Raw genomic sequence first — 16,531 nt, forward strand, 5'->3', positions numbered from 1 at the left:
GAGCTGAACCCTTCGCATCAAAATCAAAAGCCCGGCATTTCAGCCGGGCTCTAATTTTCTGAGGCGCAGAATGCAAGGCAGTGGCGGGCTGCTTAGCCTGCCAGTTCCTGACGGTTCAGGGCGCAATGGGACCATAGCGAGTCCATTGCGCGGATCAGTTTCTCGATCTCGAGCGGACCATGGACCGGCGACGGCGTAAAGCGCAAACGCTCCGTCCCGCGCGGCACAGTGGGATAGTTGATCGGCTGCACGTAAATGCCATTGTCCTGCAGCAACATGTCCGAGAGCATCTTGGTGTGCACCGGATTGCCGACGATCACTGGCACGATATGGCTGCCGTGATCGATCAGTGGCATCCCCATGCCCTTGAGGCGGGTTTTGAGAATGTTCGCATTCTCCTGATGCTTGTCGCGCAGCGCCTGATCCGTCTTCAGGTGAGCCACCGAGGCGGCAGCCCCTGCAGCCACAGCTGGCGGCAGCGATGTCGTAAAGATGAATCCCGGTGCATAAGAGCGGATGGCATCGCACATCTTGGCGGATGCGGCGATATAGCCCCCCATCACACCATAAGCCTTAGCCAGCGTACCGTTGATGATGTCAATCCGATGGGCCAGATGATCGCGCTCGGACACCCCCCCGCCACGCGGGCCGTACATACCGACGGCATGCACCTCGTCGAGATAGGTCAGGGCACCAAATTCATCAGCCAGATCGCAGATTTCGCGGATCGGTCCAAAATCGCCGTCCATCGAGTAAATCGACTCAAAAGCAATCAGCTTAGGTGCCTTGGGATCGTCAGCCGCAAGCAACTCACGCAGATGAGCGACGTCATTGTGACGGAAAATCCGCTTGGCGCCTCCGTTGCGCCGCACGCCTTCGATCATCGAAGCATGGTTCAGCGCATCGGAATAGATGATCAGACCGGGGAACAGCTTGGGCAGAGTGCTCAGCGTCGCGTCATTGGCGATATAAGCGCTGGTGAACAGCAGCGACTCTTCCTTGCCGTGCAGATCCGCAAGCTCGGCTTCAAGCTGTTTGTGATAAAGGGTCGTGCCGGAAATATTGCGCGTGCCGCCCGACCCGGCGCCAGTGGCGTCGATTGCCTCGTGCATCGCGCTCAGCACCACAGGGTGCTGGCCCATGCCAAGGTAGTCATTGCCGCACCACACCGTCACTGGCTGCTCGGTCCCATCAGGGCGGCGCCATGTAGCGTGGGGGAACTGCCCCTTGTGGCGCACGATATCGATGAACGTGCGGTAGCGGCCTTCTTCGTGCAATTTGCCGATGGCCTGATCAAGTTGGGCTTCGTAAGTCACGGGCGACCCTCTTTCTTAGTCTACTTTGGGGTGCGGGCCGAACAGGTCTAGCATCCCAACCTTTATTTTGGAATGGCAATAAAACGCCATGCCGCCGAGCGACAGGTTACAAATTGCCGCCCCCCTCGCCTTGATCTGGGTCAACCTGTGCACAGGTTTTACACTTCGACCCGAAAATATGCCGAAAACAACGCCAAAAACTGATTTTGAGCGCCATTTCCATCTGTCTTTACTTTACGGCACCCCTGCATGGCAGTCACAACATACAGACGTATTAAATCAATATTTTTGGTATTTCAGCGCGATCTCTTTTCAGAACAAGGCTTTTTCGCCCCCGTCGTGCTGGCCTTCAGGGTTCGCACGGCGGGACTTTTGCTTGATGATCGCAGGAAAAACTTCTTCGCGACCGGCAGAGCCCGCTTCACCGCAGCCAAATCAAAATGCCGTGAACCTCCTCCAACACCCCGGCTGGACAAGCCCTCTCGGCCTGTTACCTTCCCCGCAAACATGAACACCGGAGGCACCATGTCCCTAGATCCCGTCCTGTTGCGCATCGATTCAGATCTGCCAAACGCCACTGAGCGTTTGCTGGAGCTGCTGCGAATCCCCTCCATTTCGACTGACCCTGCCTATAAAGGCGATTGCGAAACCGCTGCGGACTGGCTTGTTGCCGATCTGCAATCGATCGGGGTGGAGGCCAGCAAGCGCCCTACCCCCGGTCATCCCATGGTGGTCGGACATGTCGACGGAGACGGTCCGCATATCCTCTTCTACGGCCACTATGATGTGCAGCCCGTCGACCCCCTGAACCTTTGGGACCGTGATCCTTTCGATCCCGAAGTTCAGGACACCCCGAAGGGCAAGGTCATCCGGGGCCGCGGTGCTGCCGACGACAAGGGCCAGCTGATGACCTTTGTTGAGGCCTGCCGCGCTTGGAAAGAGGTCAATGGCACCCTGCCCTGCAAGATAACCTTTTTCTTTGAAGGCGAAGAGGAATCCGGCTCCCCTTCTCTCGTGCCCTTCATGAAGGAAAATGCGGCCGAGCTGACTTCGGACATTGCACTGATCTGCGACACTGGCATGTTTGGTGAACAGACCCCCGCCATCGTAACCATGCTGCGAGGCCTCCTCGGAGAAGAGCTGACGATCAGGGGCGCCTCCAAGGACCTGCACTCGGGCATGTACGGCGGCATCTCGATGAACCCGATCCGTGTGCTTTCCAAAATCATCGCCAGTCTGCACGACGAGTCCGGACATGTCACCGTACCGCAGTTTTATGACGGCGTGCCCGAACTATCGCCCGAAATCAAAGCCCAGTGGGATGGCCTGAACTTCGACGAGACTGGTTTCCTCGGAGAAGTTGGTCTTGGCACACCCGCCGGCGAACAGGATCGCACCGGGCTCGAGATGATCTGGTCACGCCCGACCTGCGAAGTGAACGGCATCTGGGGCGGCTATACTGGTGACGGTTTCAAAACCGTGCTGCCTGCCGAGGCCCATGCCAAGATTTCGTTCCGTCTTGTCGGGACGCAAGATCCCCTCGCCATTCGCGAAAGCTTCCGCAGCTATGTTCAGTCCATGCTGCCCGACGATTGCACGGTTGAGTTCAAGGCCCATGGTGCCAGCAGTGCCAGCCAGATGGAAATCACGGATCCGGCCTTCGAAAAAGCGCGGCGCGCGCTGTCGGACGAATGGCCCGAACCTGCCGCCTATGTGGGGTGTGGCGGCTCGATCCCAATTGCCGGGCATTTCAAGAAAATTCTCGGCACTGATGCAATGCTGATCGGCTTTGGCAAGGACGATGACCAGATCCATTCTCCCGACGAGAAATATGACCTTAACTCTTTTCATAAAGGAATAAGAAGCTGGGCACGCGTCCTTGATGCACTGACCAAGGGCTGATCGCCACGGGGTCTGCGCGGGATGCGTTTCCAAATGCATCCTGCGCAGCGTACCTTTCAAGGACGACAAGCCCTATGACCCTGAATATCGAAGAAGAGATCGATCAACGCATTGCCGCCATGGAAGCCGAACCGCAGGCATCTTCTGGTGTTGAGCATGTCCGCCGCGAAATCCTGTTCATCAATGATGTGATCCACACGACTGGCGTCGAAGCCCGCGGCGGCATCAGGTCACTGGCACAGATCGAGGTGTATGGACACGCCACTCCCTCCTCCACCGTCCGTCGAGGTATCATCCGCTTTCGCCCCGAAGCCGAGCTTCGCGCCCCTATTTCAAAGAAGGCGACAAAACGATCCGCCTTTGGATAGACCTCGCACATATGGCACATGCCACGACACAGCTTTTGCACCGAAAACGGTTTTTGTGGATCGGGATCTGGCCAGACGGCTACACCTACGCTGACCTGCATTCACGACCGTAACGCCAGACCGACTATTCAGCTGCTGCGCTGAAGACTCAATTCCAGCTCGCTAGCGGCTTTGCTACGATCGTCATTCCGGCTTTGTGCGTCTCCCATCGGACTTGACATACGCGCTGTTGGTGTCCGGAGAACCTAGGTGTTCAGTACCGGCATCTGGTGGATTGGATTTATGATGAATCGAGCTGGCTCTGAAGTCCAGATTTTGCAGATTTAATTGTAGGGCGTGAGGCCGTTCAGGGTCTTTAACCTGCGTGCGTAGTTGTATGTGAGGAGGGAGAAGCCGACAGTCCTGTGGACTGTTGACCCCGACACAAGATGAAGTCGGCGAGGTGCGTGCGCAGCGGGTCATGGCTATCGTAATGGTATTGTTTGACGTTCAGCCGTCGCCGACCCCCCGGATCTGATTGGGGCCTCACCCTTCTTGATCGTTCGGTTCATCCGCTCGACCTGGCCGCCCCTCGGAAAAACAGTTCCACGGACTGTTTTCTTATCCTCGCGGTTCCAAGGATAGTTGGGCTTGGTCAGCCGGTGCTCGATCCCATTTGCTTCGCAGATCATGTCATAGCTCATTTGCTGTGAGTATGCTGGCGAGGCTGCTCGGCGAATTGAATGCCCCTCGCCATTGTCGCTCGGACCCATGGCGCTCCTATGGCTCGACCCGTCAGGATCGTGTGGGCGCGATGGCTGCAAAGCAAATAGGCGTTCTTTGCACCAAACGATCCTCCGGATCGTTTGGTTGACGCTCGAACTCCAGCGGCAGCAGCGTGTGCCGCCCGAATGCGACGATCATTGCCTCCTCAGATTCAGCGAAAACAGTTGAACGCGGTTCCCTTGGCCCGGTTCTCAAGTCCTCGACCGTCGCACGCTTACGCCACTTTGCGACGGTCGTGGGATTCGTCGGGATAACGATCCCCCGGATCGTTTTCTGATCTCCCTCACTGCCCAACTCCTCGCTTAGCTGGGCGAGCGATGCTTGCCCCTTTCGGGACCATGCTGCGCATGACCCTGCCGGGCAGCGAGCCGCTGCATTGCAGCTCTGACGGCGTGCGTTGTCGTGGCGCTCACGTGGCGAACTTGTCCCATGATGCTTCCTTCCAAGCCTGAGAAAGGATTGGAGTGCCCCCATCGAGTGGTCCAGTTTGAATGTTAGTGCATGGTCGGTCGTTGGTCTATCGGGACGATGCTTTTGGGCGCTGGCGGCCGGTATCCCAAAGCACTGTGAGGCCTGACCGTATTGTAGTGACGCCGCCAGCGTTCGATAAGGATCTGGGCCTCGCGTAACGTGGTGAAGACTTCACCGTTGAGCAGCTCATCCCGGAAACGGGCGTTAAAGCTCTCGCAGTAGCCGTTCTCCCACGGTGAGCCTGGGGTGATGAATGCGGTTTTTGCGCCCACGGCACCGATCCAGGCACGCACCTTCTTGGCGATAAATTCTGCGCCATTGTCCGACCTTATGTATTCCGGCGGGCCGCGTGAGGCATGAACAGATCCGTCAAAGCATCGAGCACATCCGTTGAATTGAGCCTGCGTTTGACCCGGATCACCAGCGCCTCCCTCGTGAACTCAGCAATGATATTCAGCGTGCGGAAGATCCGCCCGTCGTGGGTCCGGTCCTGAACAAAGTCATAGGACCAGACATGGTTCGGGCGCTCCGGCCGCAGCCTCACACATGACCCGTCATTGAGCCAGAGTCGGCCCTTCTTCGGCTGTTTTTGCGGGACTTTGAGCCCTTCCCGGCGCCAGATCCGCTCGACGCGCTTGTGGTTTACATGCCAGCCGCTGTTGTTCAGCATGCCGGTGATCATGCGATAGCCATAGCGCCCGAACTCTTCGGCCAGCGCGGTGATGTCCTCGGTTAGCCGGGCTTCGTCCGGCAGACCGCAGGGCACTTTGCGCTGCGTAGAGCGATGCTGACCCAATGTGCGGCAAACCCGGCGCTCCGATACGCTGAGGGTTTGCCGCACATGGTCGATGCACCGCCTACGGCGGGAAGGGCTCAGTAGTTTCCCCGTGCAGCTTCGGCCAGGATCATCTTGTCCAACGTCAGATCCGACACGGCACGTCTGAGCCGGGTATTCTCAGCCTCCAGCTCTTTCAGCCGCTTGAGCTGATCCCGGCTCATGCCGCCATACTCCTTGCGCCACCGATAGTAGGTCTGAACCGTGACACCGATTTGCCGCACGGCCTCCTGAACTGATTTGCCTTGCCCTTGCAGCACTTCAACTTGTCGCAGCTTCAGCACGATATCCTCGGGCTTCTCTCGCTTGCCAGCCATCTCGTCGTCCTCCTGAAAACGGGATAACTCTATCCCAAAAGGTGGACCACTTCAGTGGGGGCATTCCAGGATCTCACCATCAAACCGTGGGATCGAACGCCTAGCATCTCCGCCTCCCGCTCCTTGATCAAGCCGATTATCTGCGCCTTGGTGATACGACTCTCTCTCATATGTCTCCAACTTCGAGGTTGGGGCAGACTGTACGATAGTCTGAGGGATTTTACGGAAGGGGGGCAGGTCACCGCGCACCCCAGTTTCTCCCCTCAACTTGATATTGAAGCCGAGCGCAGGTGCCGTATACCTCGCTTCATGAAGGCAAAGATATTTTCCATCGATATGCGCGACAGTGGCGGCGCGAGGCTCTCACTTAGCTATAAGGATGCTGAGCGGAACGGAATTTCGCGCATTTCCTGCGAAGTAGCGCCACAGCAACTGGTTCGTCTTGTTCTGTTCGCCGAAGCAATAAGCGCCGCCCATTCAGGTGACAGGTTGGATCCAATGAGCGTTTCCCTAGATGGCCTGAACATAAGATATGACGTTACGCATATGGAAAGCCTTACATTCGAACGTCAACTTGGATATTCCACTCAGATCGCACCAGCTACGCTGAGGGATTTCCTAACTGAGATGGCAGGCATTGCTGATGTCTGTCTCGCGCGCGCGGAATCCTCGAAACATGGGTCCTTGCTGAAGGAACTGCTTTCGGAAGTGCCTATGCCGCACTGCCTGTCATCTTCCCTCCCGGAAGATGCCGCAGAAGAAATCCTGTATCGACTGCGCGAAATGGCGCTGCTGATATTGGTCGACGACGCGTCCCACAAGACCTCTTCTTTGGCCCGGAAACTACGTGGCAAGAAGTCACGTCCAGAGGTGTGTGCAAAGGTTGAAGATCTTCTTCTCACATTGGCAAGCGAATTTACTCCCGAAAAGAAGAGCTCTGATTGGTCGACGGAAATCTTGCCAAGTGCCACTCAGGCTGAGCGTTTGTAAGGATAATTTTCGAATTCCTGTAGCAATTGTCCCAAGTTCCAGACCGGAAGAATGGCTCTTTGTTGTCTCAAATGTGGTGATGTCCAAAACGTTGATCAGCCGACGCTGACAGATAAACGCGTTGATTTTCTCGGCCGCATCAAAGCCCATGATGCGCAGGCAAAGCACGATCAGGCGGTTTTGGCGCGACGATGGAGATGTTCGGCTCTCCGCAACAGTAGCGCGCCCGCTACACGATGCGCCTGCGAACCACCTTTCGTCGTGGCGAACACTGGCTCGCAAGGGGCGGCTTGTGCTGCCTGCGCCGGATGATCCAGTTGCGTTCGCGGCGCTGATGCTCGGCTCCGCAGAAGATTCTCCGGGTGCCGACGTTGATGCCGTGGTCCGGCCGGACATGATCGCGGGCGCGGTGGTGATCCGTCTGGAAGCGGGGACCTCGGCGGAACGGATTGTATCGATCATTCGCGCCCTGGCGACAAGCCGGTGATCTTCCCGTCGATCCGGGTGCGGATCATGGTGGCGACTAAGTCCGTCGACTTCAGAACGGGCCAAGATGGTCTTGCCGCGCTGGTCTCATCTGCGCTGCGCGAGGATCTGTTCACCGGCACGGTGTTTGTCTTTCGCACGTGCCGGGCGGATCGGTTGAAGTAGCTCTATCGGGACGGCACCGGTCTTGTGATGGCCTGCAAGAGGCTTGAGGATGCGCGCTTCACTTGGCCCGCCATCAAGGACGGGATCATGGCGCTGAACCATGTCCAGTTCGAGGCGCTGGAAACACGCCCGCCTGCTGCGGTAGAATGGATCAGCTCCTTGATTTTGCATGCTTCTGTCTGAGTGATTGTTAAAAACGGGCATGTCTGCTGCCTCTGTTGTTGAGCTTTCCGCCATTCCCGACGCGCAACGCTTGGCGGTTCAGGCGTTTCTGAAAGAGGAGGCGGCCCTCAGGATGTCACCAAACGCCAGTAGCATCTGAGCGCTGAGCTGAGCCATGCGCTGCATGGCAAGCGGTACGAAAAGCTGTCTGAGGATGAGCGGCAACAGGCGTTCGAAGACCTGTCCATCGCGCTGACCGAGGTCGAGGTGGAGAAGGAAATGCGGGCCGCCAAGGCGGACAATGCGACGACCAATCCCGCGACGAAGCGCATCATCGGCAAGGCACCTCGAGGAACGAGACTCTGCTTGCAACACGTTACGATGCACAGGGGTTATAGAAACGCCGGACTGGATATCATTTAGGAAATCGCCTCAAGGCGAAGATGCACTGTCTTCGGGAGCGCATCGCAGCGAGAGATGCCGGTCATCAGACCGCCGAAAAGGCATTCAGATCCCACTCATGAAACGCTTCAATGCCCTCGCCGCGACCACAATCGTAAGAGCAGCGTGACTTCAGTGGGCTAAGTGGGGATAACGATTCATGCGGCATCTCTGCGACAATCCCACATCGGCCCGAGCTTGAGGTGAATGGTCGTTTCCCTCGACAAGCTAAAGAAACTTGCTTCCGGGACGGATATCTTTTCCGTCCCCTTGGACATAGAATACGAACTTCAATTTGGTTGGTAGAGCGTGACAGGTCCGACCAGCGGGACGGCCCCCTGTTACTGCAAAGTTGATCAGTTTACTCCTCTGGATGTCAAGCGTTGGGAGCCGGAAAATACGGCCAAGTATCTTTTGCTGGTCGTTTCCACGAAAGAAGACGCCGGTGTGAACCATTCACACCGGCGCCGCTAAAACCTGCCCAAACACTTAAAATTAACGCTAGGTCTGCGACTCCACCGCTGTCGCGGTCTTCGATGACCGAAACCGTTTTGTGACGAAGTGTTCGAAATCATCGATGAAGGTGTACATCACTGGGATTACCAGCAAGCTGAGCAATGTCGACGTTACCAACCCCCCAATCACCACCGTGGCCATCGGCTGGCGGAAGCTCGAGTCCCCTTCGACCATGCCCAAGGCCGCAGGCAACATACCCGCACCCATGGCAATCGTAGTCATGATGATGGGCCGGGCACGCTTGTGGCAAGCATCCACCAGCGCCTCAAACCGATCCAGACCGGATTGCCGCGCCGTCAACGCGTAGTCCACCAGCAATATCGAGTTCTTGGAGACAATCCCCATCAACAAGAGCAAACCGATGACTGCAGGCATCGAAAAGCTGGTGCCCGTGAGGACGAGTGAAAATAACGCGCCCCCCAAAGCCAATGGCAGGGCCATCAGAATTGTGACCGGCTGCAGGAAGTCGTCGAACAGCAAGACCAGCACTCCGTAGACACAGAAGACACCAAGCATCATCGCCGTGCCAAAACTGGAGAAGAGTTCGGATTGCCGCTTGAGGTCACCTTGCTCGACAAAACTTACCCCAGCGGGCAGATTTTGGTAGCTCGACAACTGTTGCACTTCGCTGTTGACGCCCGAGAGGGTTCGCCCGTTGAGCTCGATGGTCACGGACACGTTGCGTGAACGATCAAGACGATTGATCTCGGAGGGTGACGAGCCGAGCGAAATCTCGGCAATAGCCCCCAACGTCACGTTCCCGTTTGTCCCAGGGACGGGGATGAGCTTGAGTTGGTCGAGACTTTGGCGGGCAGTCTGAGCCAAAGTGACGCGGATGGGGATCTGACGCTCAGGCAGGTTTAGCTGTGAGAGCGCGGAGTCATACGCGCCGGACGTTGCAACCCGGATCGCATCAGAAATCCCCTTGGAGGTCACGCCGTAGGAAGCGGCGCGCGCCAGATCGGGCGTAATCACGATCTCGGGCGACTGAATCGATGCTGAAGACGTGACGTTGCCGATACCTTGGATATTTGCGCGCACGTCCTCCTCAATGCTTGTCGCTGCTTGCTCAAGTATCGCTGAATTATCGCCAGCAATGGTGATCTGCAGCTCGGTGCCGTTACCACCCGCGCCAACCTCGATGCGCGCACCAGGGATGTCGACAAGCGCACTGCGGATTGCGGCCTCTATGCCCGTCTGACTTATATCACGATCGTCAATATTGGTGAGATCAACCACGATTGTTGCCGATGTCACTGAACTGGTCGTAGAGCCGCCCATCCCACCATCAGAAGCAGACCCTGTCGCCTGGAATACCGCCTGGACGTGGTCGATATCGACCAGTGCGCCAGAGACGGGTCGCGAAATGTTGTCCGTTTCCTGAATAGTGCTGCCCGGAGCCGTGGTGATTTTGACTTGCGTCTGGCTGTCATCAGAGGCCGGGAAAAATCCTGTCGAAAGATGACTGAGCATCATCACTGTCAGCCCGAAGAAGGCAATCACCCCAAGCACCGCGACCCAGCGATGCCGCAGCGCCCCCTTGACCACTTTCAGGTAGGTCCTCATCGCCATGCCGTCTTTATGCTCTTCGGCTGGCTTGGTCTTCATCATGTAGGCCGCCATCATAGGCGTCACCAGCCGAGCAACCAGCAGCGAGAAGAACACGGCGACCGACGCCGTGATGCCGAACTGCTTGAAGATGATACCGATGACACCGCTCATGAATGCAGTTGGCATGAACACGGCAATCAGCGTGAAAGTCGTGGCGATGACCGCGAGGCCGATTTCGTCAGCGGCCTCCATCGATGCCTGGTAGGCAGGCTTGCCCATTTGCATGTGACGCTCGATATTCTCAACCTCCACAATCGCGTCATCCACAAGGATGCCGACCACCAGAGACAGAGCAAGCAGCGTCACGGTGTTAAGTGAATAGTCCAGATAATCCATCACCAGAAATGTCGGAATGATCGAAAGCGGCAGTGCGATCGCGGCAAGAAGTGTGCCACGCCATTCCATCAGGAAGAGAAAAACAACGAGTACTGCGATCGCAGCCCCTTCATAGAGCATGTCCATGGAGGCGGAATAGTTCTGCTCAGTCGGCAGGATCGTATTGTAGGCCTCTGTGATCTTCACCTGTGGATGGTCGGCAGAAAACACAGCCATCTCTGAGCGAATGTCTTCGGTCACCGCGAGGTCGGAATAACCTGAAAGCCGCTTGATCTGGGCGGCAATTACTGGTTCGCCGTTGAGGTAGGCAAGAGAGCTGAGATCCGAGTGCGTATCCGTGATTGTTCCAAGCTCATCCAGCCGCACCCAGCTGCCATTCGGCAGCGGAATCGGCGTGGCGCGCAGATCTTCGACGCTCTCGGAGGCGGCAAGAACGCGAACCGACTGGGACGCATTGCCGATCTCAGCCTTACCACCGGAGAGATCCCGCTGCACATCATCCAGCCGGGAATTCACATCGGCGGCAGACAGCCCAAGTCCATTCAGCAACAAGGGGTTCAGTTCGACCCTGATCTCGCGATCAACGCCACCAAGTCGCCCGACTTCGCCGACGCCGTCGACGGCCATAAGTGCCCGCTTGAGGTCGTTGTCGAGAAACCAGCTCAGCTCGGCGTCGTCGAGCTTGTCAGAACTGACTACATAGGTGACCAGCGGCGATCCTGCCAAGGAGCTCTTCGAGACCGTGGGGGCATTCATGTCAGACGGCAGGTCACTCTTGGCCTGATCCACTGCGCTCTGCACCTCGTCCAGTGCGGTCTGAACGTCCTTGCCGACCTGGAAGGCGACGGAGATGCTCACCGAACCGTCGGTGATTGTCGTTGTGACCGAATCCAGCTGATCGAAGCCGGTCAGCTGATCCTCGATTTTGCGCGCCACCTCAGTCTCAAGCTGAGACGCTGCCGCTCCATCCAGGCTGGCCGAGATCGAGATCGTCGGCAAGGACATGTCAGGAAAGTTCTGAACATCGAGGCGGTTGAAAGCCATCAACCCCATGACGGTGAGCAGCACGAAGGCCAGAATAGGAGGAACCGGATTTCGGATTGACCAGGCTGAGACGTTCACTTGCCATCCTCCAGCTTCGCGTCGTCCTTGGCAGAGGCGCCCTGTTTGTCGGCGTCCTCAGAAACCTCGTCGCCGCTGACCACCCGTACGACAGAACCATCCGACAGGAAGGCCCCGCCCGATTGCACGACTTGCGCGTCCTCAGGCAACTCGCTGGTGATCTCCACCCGGTCATCCTGACGACGCCCCGTATCCACCCTCACCCGCGAGACGGTATTCGTCTCACCCTCGACAAGCGTGAAGACATAGGAGAACCCGTCTTGCATCACGACAGCTGAGGCTGGAACAGAAAGAGCCTCACGTTCACCGACCTTGAAGACGCCGGAAATCATGATCCCGGTCTTGGGCTGCCCGGGACCTTCCGGTGCTGTCAGCGACACATAGACGATCACCCGTCCGTTGCTTTCTGAAGCCGTGGGAGCAATGCGCCTGACCACACCAGAAATCTCGCCGACGGGTGTGGGAATGCTGACAGGCGTCCCCACTTCGATGTTGCGCAGTTGGATCAAAGGCACCTCGGCCTGCCATTCCACACGCCCGTCGCGGATCAGGCGGAACAGTTCTGCACCGGCGCTCGCCACGTCACCAATCGCAGCGCTGCGTTCGGATATCACGCCGCCTGTGACAGCCTTCACTTTGGTATACGACAGGTCCAGCTGAGCCGAGGCCAGCTTGGCTTCGGCAGACGAAACATCAGCCTTCGCCTTGCGCTCCGTTGCAATATATTCAGCCGCTTGCTGCTGCGAGATTGAACTGCCCTGGCTGAGTTGACGGGCGCGGTCTGCTTCAGCGGTTGCCTGATCAAGTGACGCGCGCGCAGATTCCAGCGCAGCATCAAGTTGCAGGACTTCGTTTTCAAGAGACCCGCTGGAGAGTTCGCTGAGAATGTCATTCTCAGCCACGGTATCCCCCACATCGGCATTGACCGATACGATCATTTGACCGCCGACCTGAGCCGAAATCACCACCTCTTGCCATGCCGCGAGCCAGCCACTGGCTTCCACCTCCAACGGCCAGACATCCTTTTGAGGCGCTTGCACGGAAACAGTCAGCGCTGCCGCGCTCTGCTTGACCTCTGCTGTGCCAACATCGGTAGTATCTTCATCCTTGGGGCGCATAAAAACCAAGGCGCCAATGACGGCGACTGCGGCAACGCCAGCAATGAGTAGTTTTTGTTTTCTGGTCATGTGGCGGCTTTCGATTTTGCTGGTGACAGCTGGGTCGGTGGCACCCAGCCGCCGCCCACTGCCTTGTAAAGCGTGATCCATTGCCCAAGCAGGGTTCTGCGCTGGGTGATCCTTGTGATCCGAGCAGACTGCACCTGTCGACGCGCCTCTTCCCGGTCGAGCAGCGAGGCACCTCCGGCCTTCCAATCCTCATCGACCGCATCAAAATAGGCCTGATACTGTTGGACGAGGCTTTCGGCGCTTGCCACATTGGCTCGCGCAGCGGCGAGACGCGTCAGCGCCCCTTCCACTTCGGCAACGGCTGTAAGGACCGCGGAACGATAGCTTTCTGCTGCCGTCAGAGCATCGGCATTCGCAACCCTAACCTTGGACTTGGACGCGCCGCCATCAAGTATTGGCAAGGAAAGCGCAGGGCCAAAAGACCAAGACGTCGCATCAGAGAGAGTGACACTGCCGCCAAGGGTCAATGAAGGATAAAGGTTCGCCTGTGCGACCTTCAGATCCAGAAGAGAGGCAGCAAAGCGTTTTTCGGCCTCGATGACGTCGGGCCGCTGGCGCAACATGTCTGCAGGGACGGCAGCAACTTGAAACGGCTTCGCCTTAGGCAGACCGCCCCCCTTAGCGAGGATCGCATCAATCTGCCCCTGAGAAACGCCCACAGCCTTAGCGAGGCTCTGTGCTGCGATCTGGCAATCCGCGTGCTGCTGGGTCAGGTTGATCTGCGCGCTTGCCACATTGGCCCCCGCAAGCGAGAGATCAGAATTCGCGCTCATGCCAGCGTCGACGAGACTGCGCGTCGCCTCCAGCGTTTCCTGCTGCGAAGCTCGGGCCTCGCGATAATCCGCTTCAGCAAGTCTGCAGGCCCGGTACTCGACATAGTCATCCGCAACCTCAGCGGCGAGCGAGACATAAGAGCCAGCGTAGGACATTTCCTCAGCCTCAGCGCGGGTGATGTCGGCGCGCGACGCATTGCGAACCCGGCCCAACAGATCGACCTCCCAACTGGCGTCTAGAAGCATCGAGCTCGTTTCGCTACGCCGGCCAGCGTCACTGTCACTTACTGTAGAGGATGCCTGCCCCGTGACTGACGGAAAGAAATCCGCGCGACTTTGACCTGCCTGCGCTCGGGCCGACATGACGCTCGCTGCGGCACTTCGCAGATCAGGGCTGTTTGTCTGTGCCAGAGACAGCAACTCTGTCAGCTGTGGATCACCGATGCGCGACCACCAGTTGACGTCGAGCGCCGCACTGCCAGCAGGTTTTGCGGTGCTGTATTGCTCAGCAACGGTTTGTTGGGCATTGGGCCGGATCAGCGGGACGCTGCATCCGGCGAGCAGGCAGGCACCCACTAGGGAAAAGGCAGTCTTCATGGGGAGGCTCCGAAACTTCACTCGCCACTGTATGCCGCGCGAAGGTGTAAAGTTGTGTCAAGATTTGGCAAAGTTTTTAAAAGCTGGGTATCCGTGCCAAATCATGACGTTAACATGCCTCTGAAAGGACCATCCGGACATGACAACCATTCTGTTGATCGACGACGACACCGAACTGACAGGATTGCTCGGTGAGTACCTGGAACAGGAGGGTTTCAAGGTCACCGTGGCCGCAGATGGGGAGCGGGCACTCGGGCGTATCGTGGATGCGCGCGCTGATATCGTCGTTCTCGACATCATGATGCCGAAAGTCGACGGTCTGCAGGTGTTGCGCCGCATACGCGCGGAAAGTACCGTACCTGTATTGATGCTGACTGCGCGTGGGGACGAGGCTGACCGGATCGCCGGCCTTGACCTCGGCGCGGATGACTACCTCGCCAAACCCTGTTCTCCGGCTGAGCTTGCTGCGCGCATTCGCGCCATTTTGCGCCGCACCCTGCCTGTCGAGAACGTCTCGAATGAGACGTCGACGGTGCAAAGAGAAGGCCCCCTCAGCATGGATCGTCAGCGCCGTCTCGTCACCTGGGCTGAGACCCCTGTTGCCCTGACAGGCGTCGAGTTCAACATACTCGATGTGCTGATTGCCCAAACGGGACGACCTGTTTCACGGGCGGAACTGTCACTGCAGGGCCTTGGCCGCCCGCTCGCGGCCTACGACCGCGCGGTAGACGTGCATGTGTCATCAATCCGCCAGAAGATCGGCAGCTTTGACGACGGGCGCTCTCCGATCCAGAGCCTTCGCGGTGTTGGCTATGTTTTTGTCAGGGAGTGACCGGTCATGATTGTCCGGGTCTTTGCTTTCATCTGGTGCGCAAATCTGCTCAGCCTATTGCTGTTTTCGATGGTGACGTATTTCCTGGATCTGACACTGCCAGAGGACTTTCGTCACAAGGCAGAGATGGCAATTCTCACAGACGAGCTGACGCTGGTTTATAAAAACAACGGTGCAGACGCGGCGCGCGCGTTGTGGCAACAGATCGCAGACGCACATCCCAAATACGCCCTGACGGCCGAGACAACCTGCTCAAAAAACAGCATTTTCGGCACTCCGGAAGACGGCTGCTTTCAGCTGATCTACTCTGGATCAACCGATGACACGATGGCGATATTGCGCCCCGCCACGATGCCGATGCTTCTGGGAGCTGTCGTCAGCGCTGTGATGGCGATTTTCCTCTCTCAATGGCTGACCCGCCCGATCCGTGATGTCAGCCGCGGCCTCAAAGCCATCGCGGCAGGGCATCTCGACACAAGGATATTAGGCAGATTGCGCACCTCCAATCGCGAAATGCAGGACCTCGGCAAAGACTTCGATGTCGCGGCCGAACGGTTGCAGGCACTTTCTGAGGGACGAAACCGCCTGTTTCATGACATTTCCCACGAGATCCGCTCGCCACTTGCCCGTTTGAGAGCCGCCGTCGGACTGATTGAGGTGAACCCCGGACGCGGCGCTTCCCTTGCCGGCAGAATGGAGGGCGATATCGCTCGGCTTGACCATCTGGTGAATGAGATCCTGACACTTGCCAGGCTTGAACGCGGTGAGACCATGGGTGAAGTGCAGCGAATTGATCTGCTTGATCTGGTAGAAAACATTATTGCGGATGCCAATTTTGAAGGCCGCACCCGTGACGTAAGTGTACGATACGAGGGGGCCAACACTCTGGAGCTGCGAGGCAATCCGGAGCTGCTGCACCGCGCTTGCGAAAATGTCATCCGCAATGCCTTGTCACATTCTCCGCAAGGCGGAACTGTGTGCGTGACCGGGCGACTGGCAGGCGATGCGCTCATTCTGGAAGTCGCAGATTCCGGACCGGGCGTGCCGGAGGCCGACCTTAAAAACATTTTCATGCCCTTCGTTCGGGTTGACGAAGAAAGTCCATCCCAGGGAATCGGCCTCGGCCTGGCCATCGCCTACAGCGCCCTGCACTCCCATGGCGGCACCATAACTGCTCGCAATCGTGAGCCTCATGGCCTGCTGCTCTCCATCATGCTTCCCGCCGACCTTGAGACAGCCCGACCAGAGGCGTGAGACCTGCCGTCTGGTAGATGAAGAAAGGTCGCGTCATCGAACCTTGGGATCAACCTCAAATAGTCAGGCTCTGCAGACCGGTCGA

12 protein-coding genes and 2 pseudogenes are annotated in these 16,531 nt (G+C 57.7%); 8 read left to right on the forward strand and 6 right to left on the reverse strand.

What is annotated here, in order from left to right; translation table 11 throughout:
* Positions 1 to 92 precede the first annotated feature (92 nt).
* Positions 93 to 1,316, reverse strand: coding sequence for a 5-aminolevulinate synthase (gene hemA / locus F3W81_RS05755; protein ID WP_193082685.1), 1,224 nt, complete (start codon positions 1,314 to 1,316; stop codon positions 93 to 95).
* A 525-nt stretch (positions 1,317 to 1,841) separates the two neighbouring features.
* Between hemA and F3W81_RS05760 the strand changes: the two genes are divergently transcribed.
* Together F3W81_RS05760 and F3W81_RS05765 are read left to right on the forward strand one after the other, a co-directional pair.
* Positions 1,842 to 3,218, forward strand: coding sequence for a M20/M25/M40 family metallo-hydrolase (locus F3W81_RS05760; protein WP_193083664.1), 1,377 nt, complete (start codon positions 1,842 to 1,844; stop codon positions 3,216 to 3,218).
* A gap of 74 nt (positions 3,219 to 3,292) precedes the next feature.
* Positions 3,293 to 3,586 carry a hypothetical protein gene (locus tag F3W81_RS05765; protein WP_193082686.1) on the forward strand — a complete coding sequence of 98 codons (294 nt, stop codon included), beginning with the start codon at positions 3,293 to 3,295 and terminating at the stop codon, positions 3,584 to 3,586.
* Between the two features lie 183 nt (positions 3,587 to 3,769).
* On the opposite strand, the pseudogene F3W81_RS05770 reads toward F3W81_RS05765, so the two are convergent.
* Positions 3,770 to 4,782 (reverse strand): annotated as a pseudogene (locus tag F3W81_RS05770) (hypothetical protein).
* Positions 4,783 to 4,845: 63 nt separating this feature from the next.
* Positions 4,846 to 5,974: pseudogene (locus F3W81_RS05775) on the reverse strand (IS3 family transposase).
* 309 nt (positions 5,975 to 6,283) lie between these two features.
* On the opposite strand from F3W81_RS05775, the gene F3W81_RS05780 reads away from it, so the two are divergent.
* The 4 genes from F3W81_RS05780 to F3W81_RS21235 all read left to right on the forward strand — a co-directional run bounded on the left by F3W81_RS05780 (position 6,284) and on the right by F3W81_RS21235 (position 7,798).
* Complete coding sequence (locus tag F3W81_RS05780) at positions 6,284 to 6,964, forward strand: hypothetical protein (RefSeq protein WP_193082687.1); 681 nt, start codon at positions 6,284 to 6,286, stop codon at positions 6,962 to 6,964.
* 292 nt (positions 6,965 to 7,256) lie between these two features.
* Positions 7,257 to 7,451 (forward strand): hypothetical protein, encoded by a 195-nt coding sequence (locus F3W81_RS05785; RefSeq protein ID WP_193082688.1) that lies wholly within the window; start codon positions 7,257 to 7,259, stop codon positions 7,449 to 7,451.
* A gap of 26 nt (positions 7,452 to 7,477) precedes the next feature.
* Positions 7,478 to 7,615 carry an IS66 family insertion sequence element accessory protein TnpB gene (gene tnpB / locus F3W81_RS21230; protein WP_456107209.1) on the forward strand — a complete coding sequence of 46 codons (138 nt, stop codon included), beginning with the start codon at positions 7,478 to 7,480 and terminating at the stop codon, positions 7,613 to 7,615.
* A gap of 27 nt (positions 7,616 to 7,642) precedes the next feature.
* The gene (locus tag F3W81_RS21235) at positions 7,643 to 7,798 is read left to right on the forward strand and encodes a hypothetical protein (protein ID WP_193082690.1); all 156 of its coding nucleotides are present in this window, start codon (positions 7,643 to 7,645) and stop codon (positions 7,796 to 7,798) included.
* Between the two features lie 921 nt (positions 7,799 to 8,719).
* Here F3W81_RS21235 and F3W81_RS05800 read toward each other — a convergent pair.
* The 3 genes from F3W81_RS05800 to F3W81_RS05810 are packed head-to-tail and all read right to left on the reverse strand — an operon-like array spanning position 8,720 to position 14,360.
* Positions 8,720 to 11,803, reverse strand: coding sequence for an efflux RND transporter permease subunit (locus tag F3W81_RS05800; protein ID WP_193082691.1), 3,084 nt, complete (start codon positions 11,801 to 11,803; stop codon positions 8,720 to 8,722).
* Positions 11,800 to 12,990, reverse strand: coding sequence for an efflux RND transporter periplasmic adaptor subunit (locus tag F3W81_RS05805; protein WP_193082692.1), 1,191 nt, complete (start codon positions 12,988 to 12,990; stop codon positions 11,800 to 11,802). Before F3W81_RS05805 ends, F3W81_RS05800 begins: the two co-directional genes overlap by 4 nt.
* Positions 12,987 to 14,360, reverse strand: coding sequence for an efflux transporter outer membrane subunit (locus F3W81_RS05810; protein ID WP_193082693.1), 1,374 nt, complete (start codon positions 14,358 to 14,360; stop codon positions 12,987 to 12,989). Before F3W81_RS05810 ends, F3W81_RS05805 begins: the two co-directional genes overlap by 4 nt.
* Positions 14,361 to 14,499: 139 nt before the next feature.
* On the opposite strand from F3W81_RS05810, the gene F3W81_RS05815 reads away from it, so the two are divergent.
* Together F3W81_RS05815 and F3W81_RS05820 are read left to right on the forward strand one after the other, a co-directional pair.
* Entirely contained in the window at positions 14,500 to 15,192 is a 693-nt protein-coding gene (locus tag F3W81_RS05815; RefSeq protein ID WP_193082694.1) for a response regulator transcription factor, read from the forward strand.
* A gap of 6 nt (positions 15,193 to 15,198) precedes the next feature.
* Positions 15,199 to 16,446, forward strand: a complete 1,248-nt coding sequence (locus F3W81_RS05820; protein WP_193082695.1) for a HAMP domain-containing sensor histidine kinase — start codon at positions 15,199 to 15,201, stop codon at positions 16,444 to 16,446.
* Positions 16,447 to 16,531: the final 85 nt, after the last annotated feature.

Origin of the sequence: Pseudooceanicola spongiae, from assembly GCF_014899185.1 — a bacterium.
GTDB classification, from domain to species: domain Bacteria; phylum Pseudomonadota; class Alphaproteobacteria; order Rhodobacterales; family Rhodobacteraceae; genus Pseudooceanicola; species Pseudooceanicola spongiae.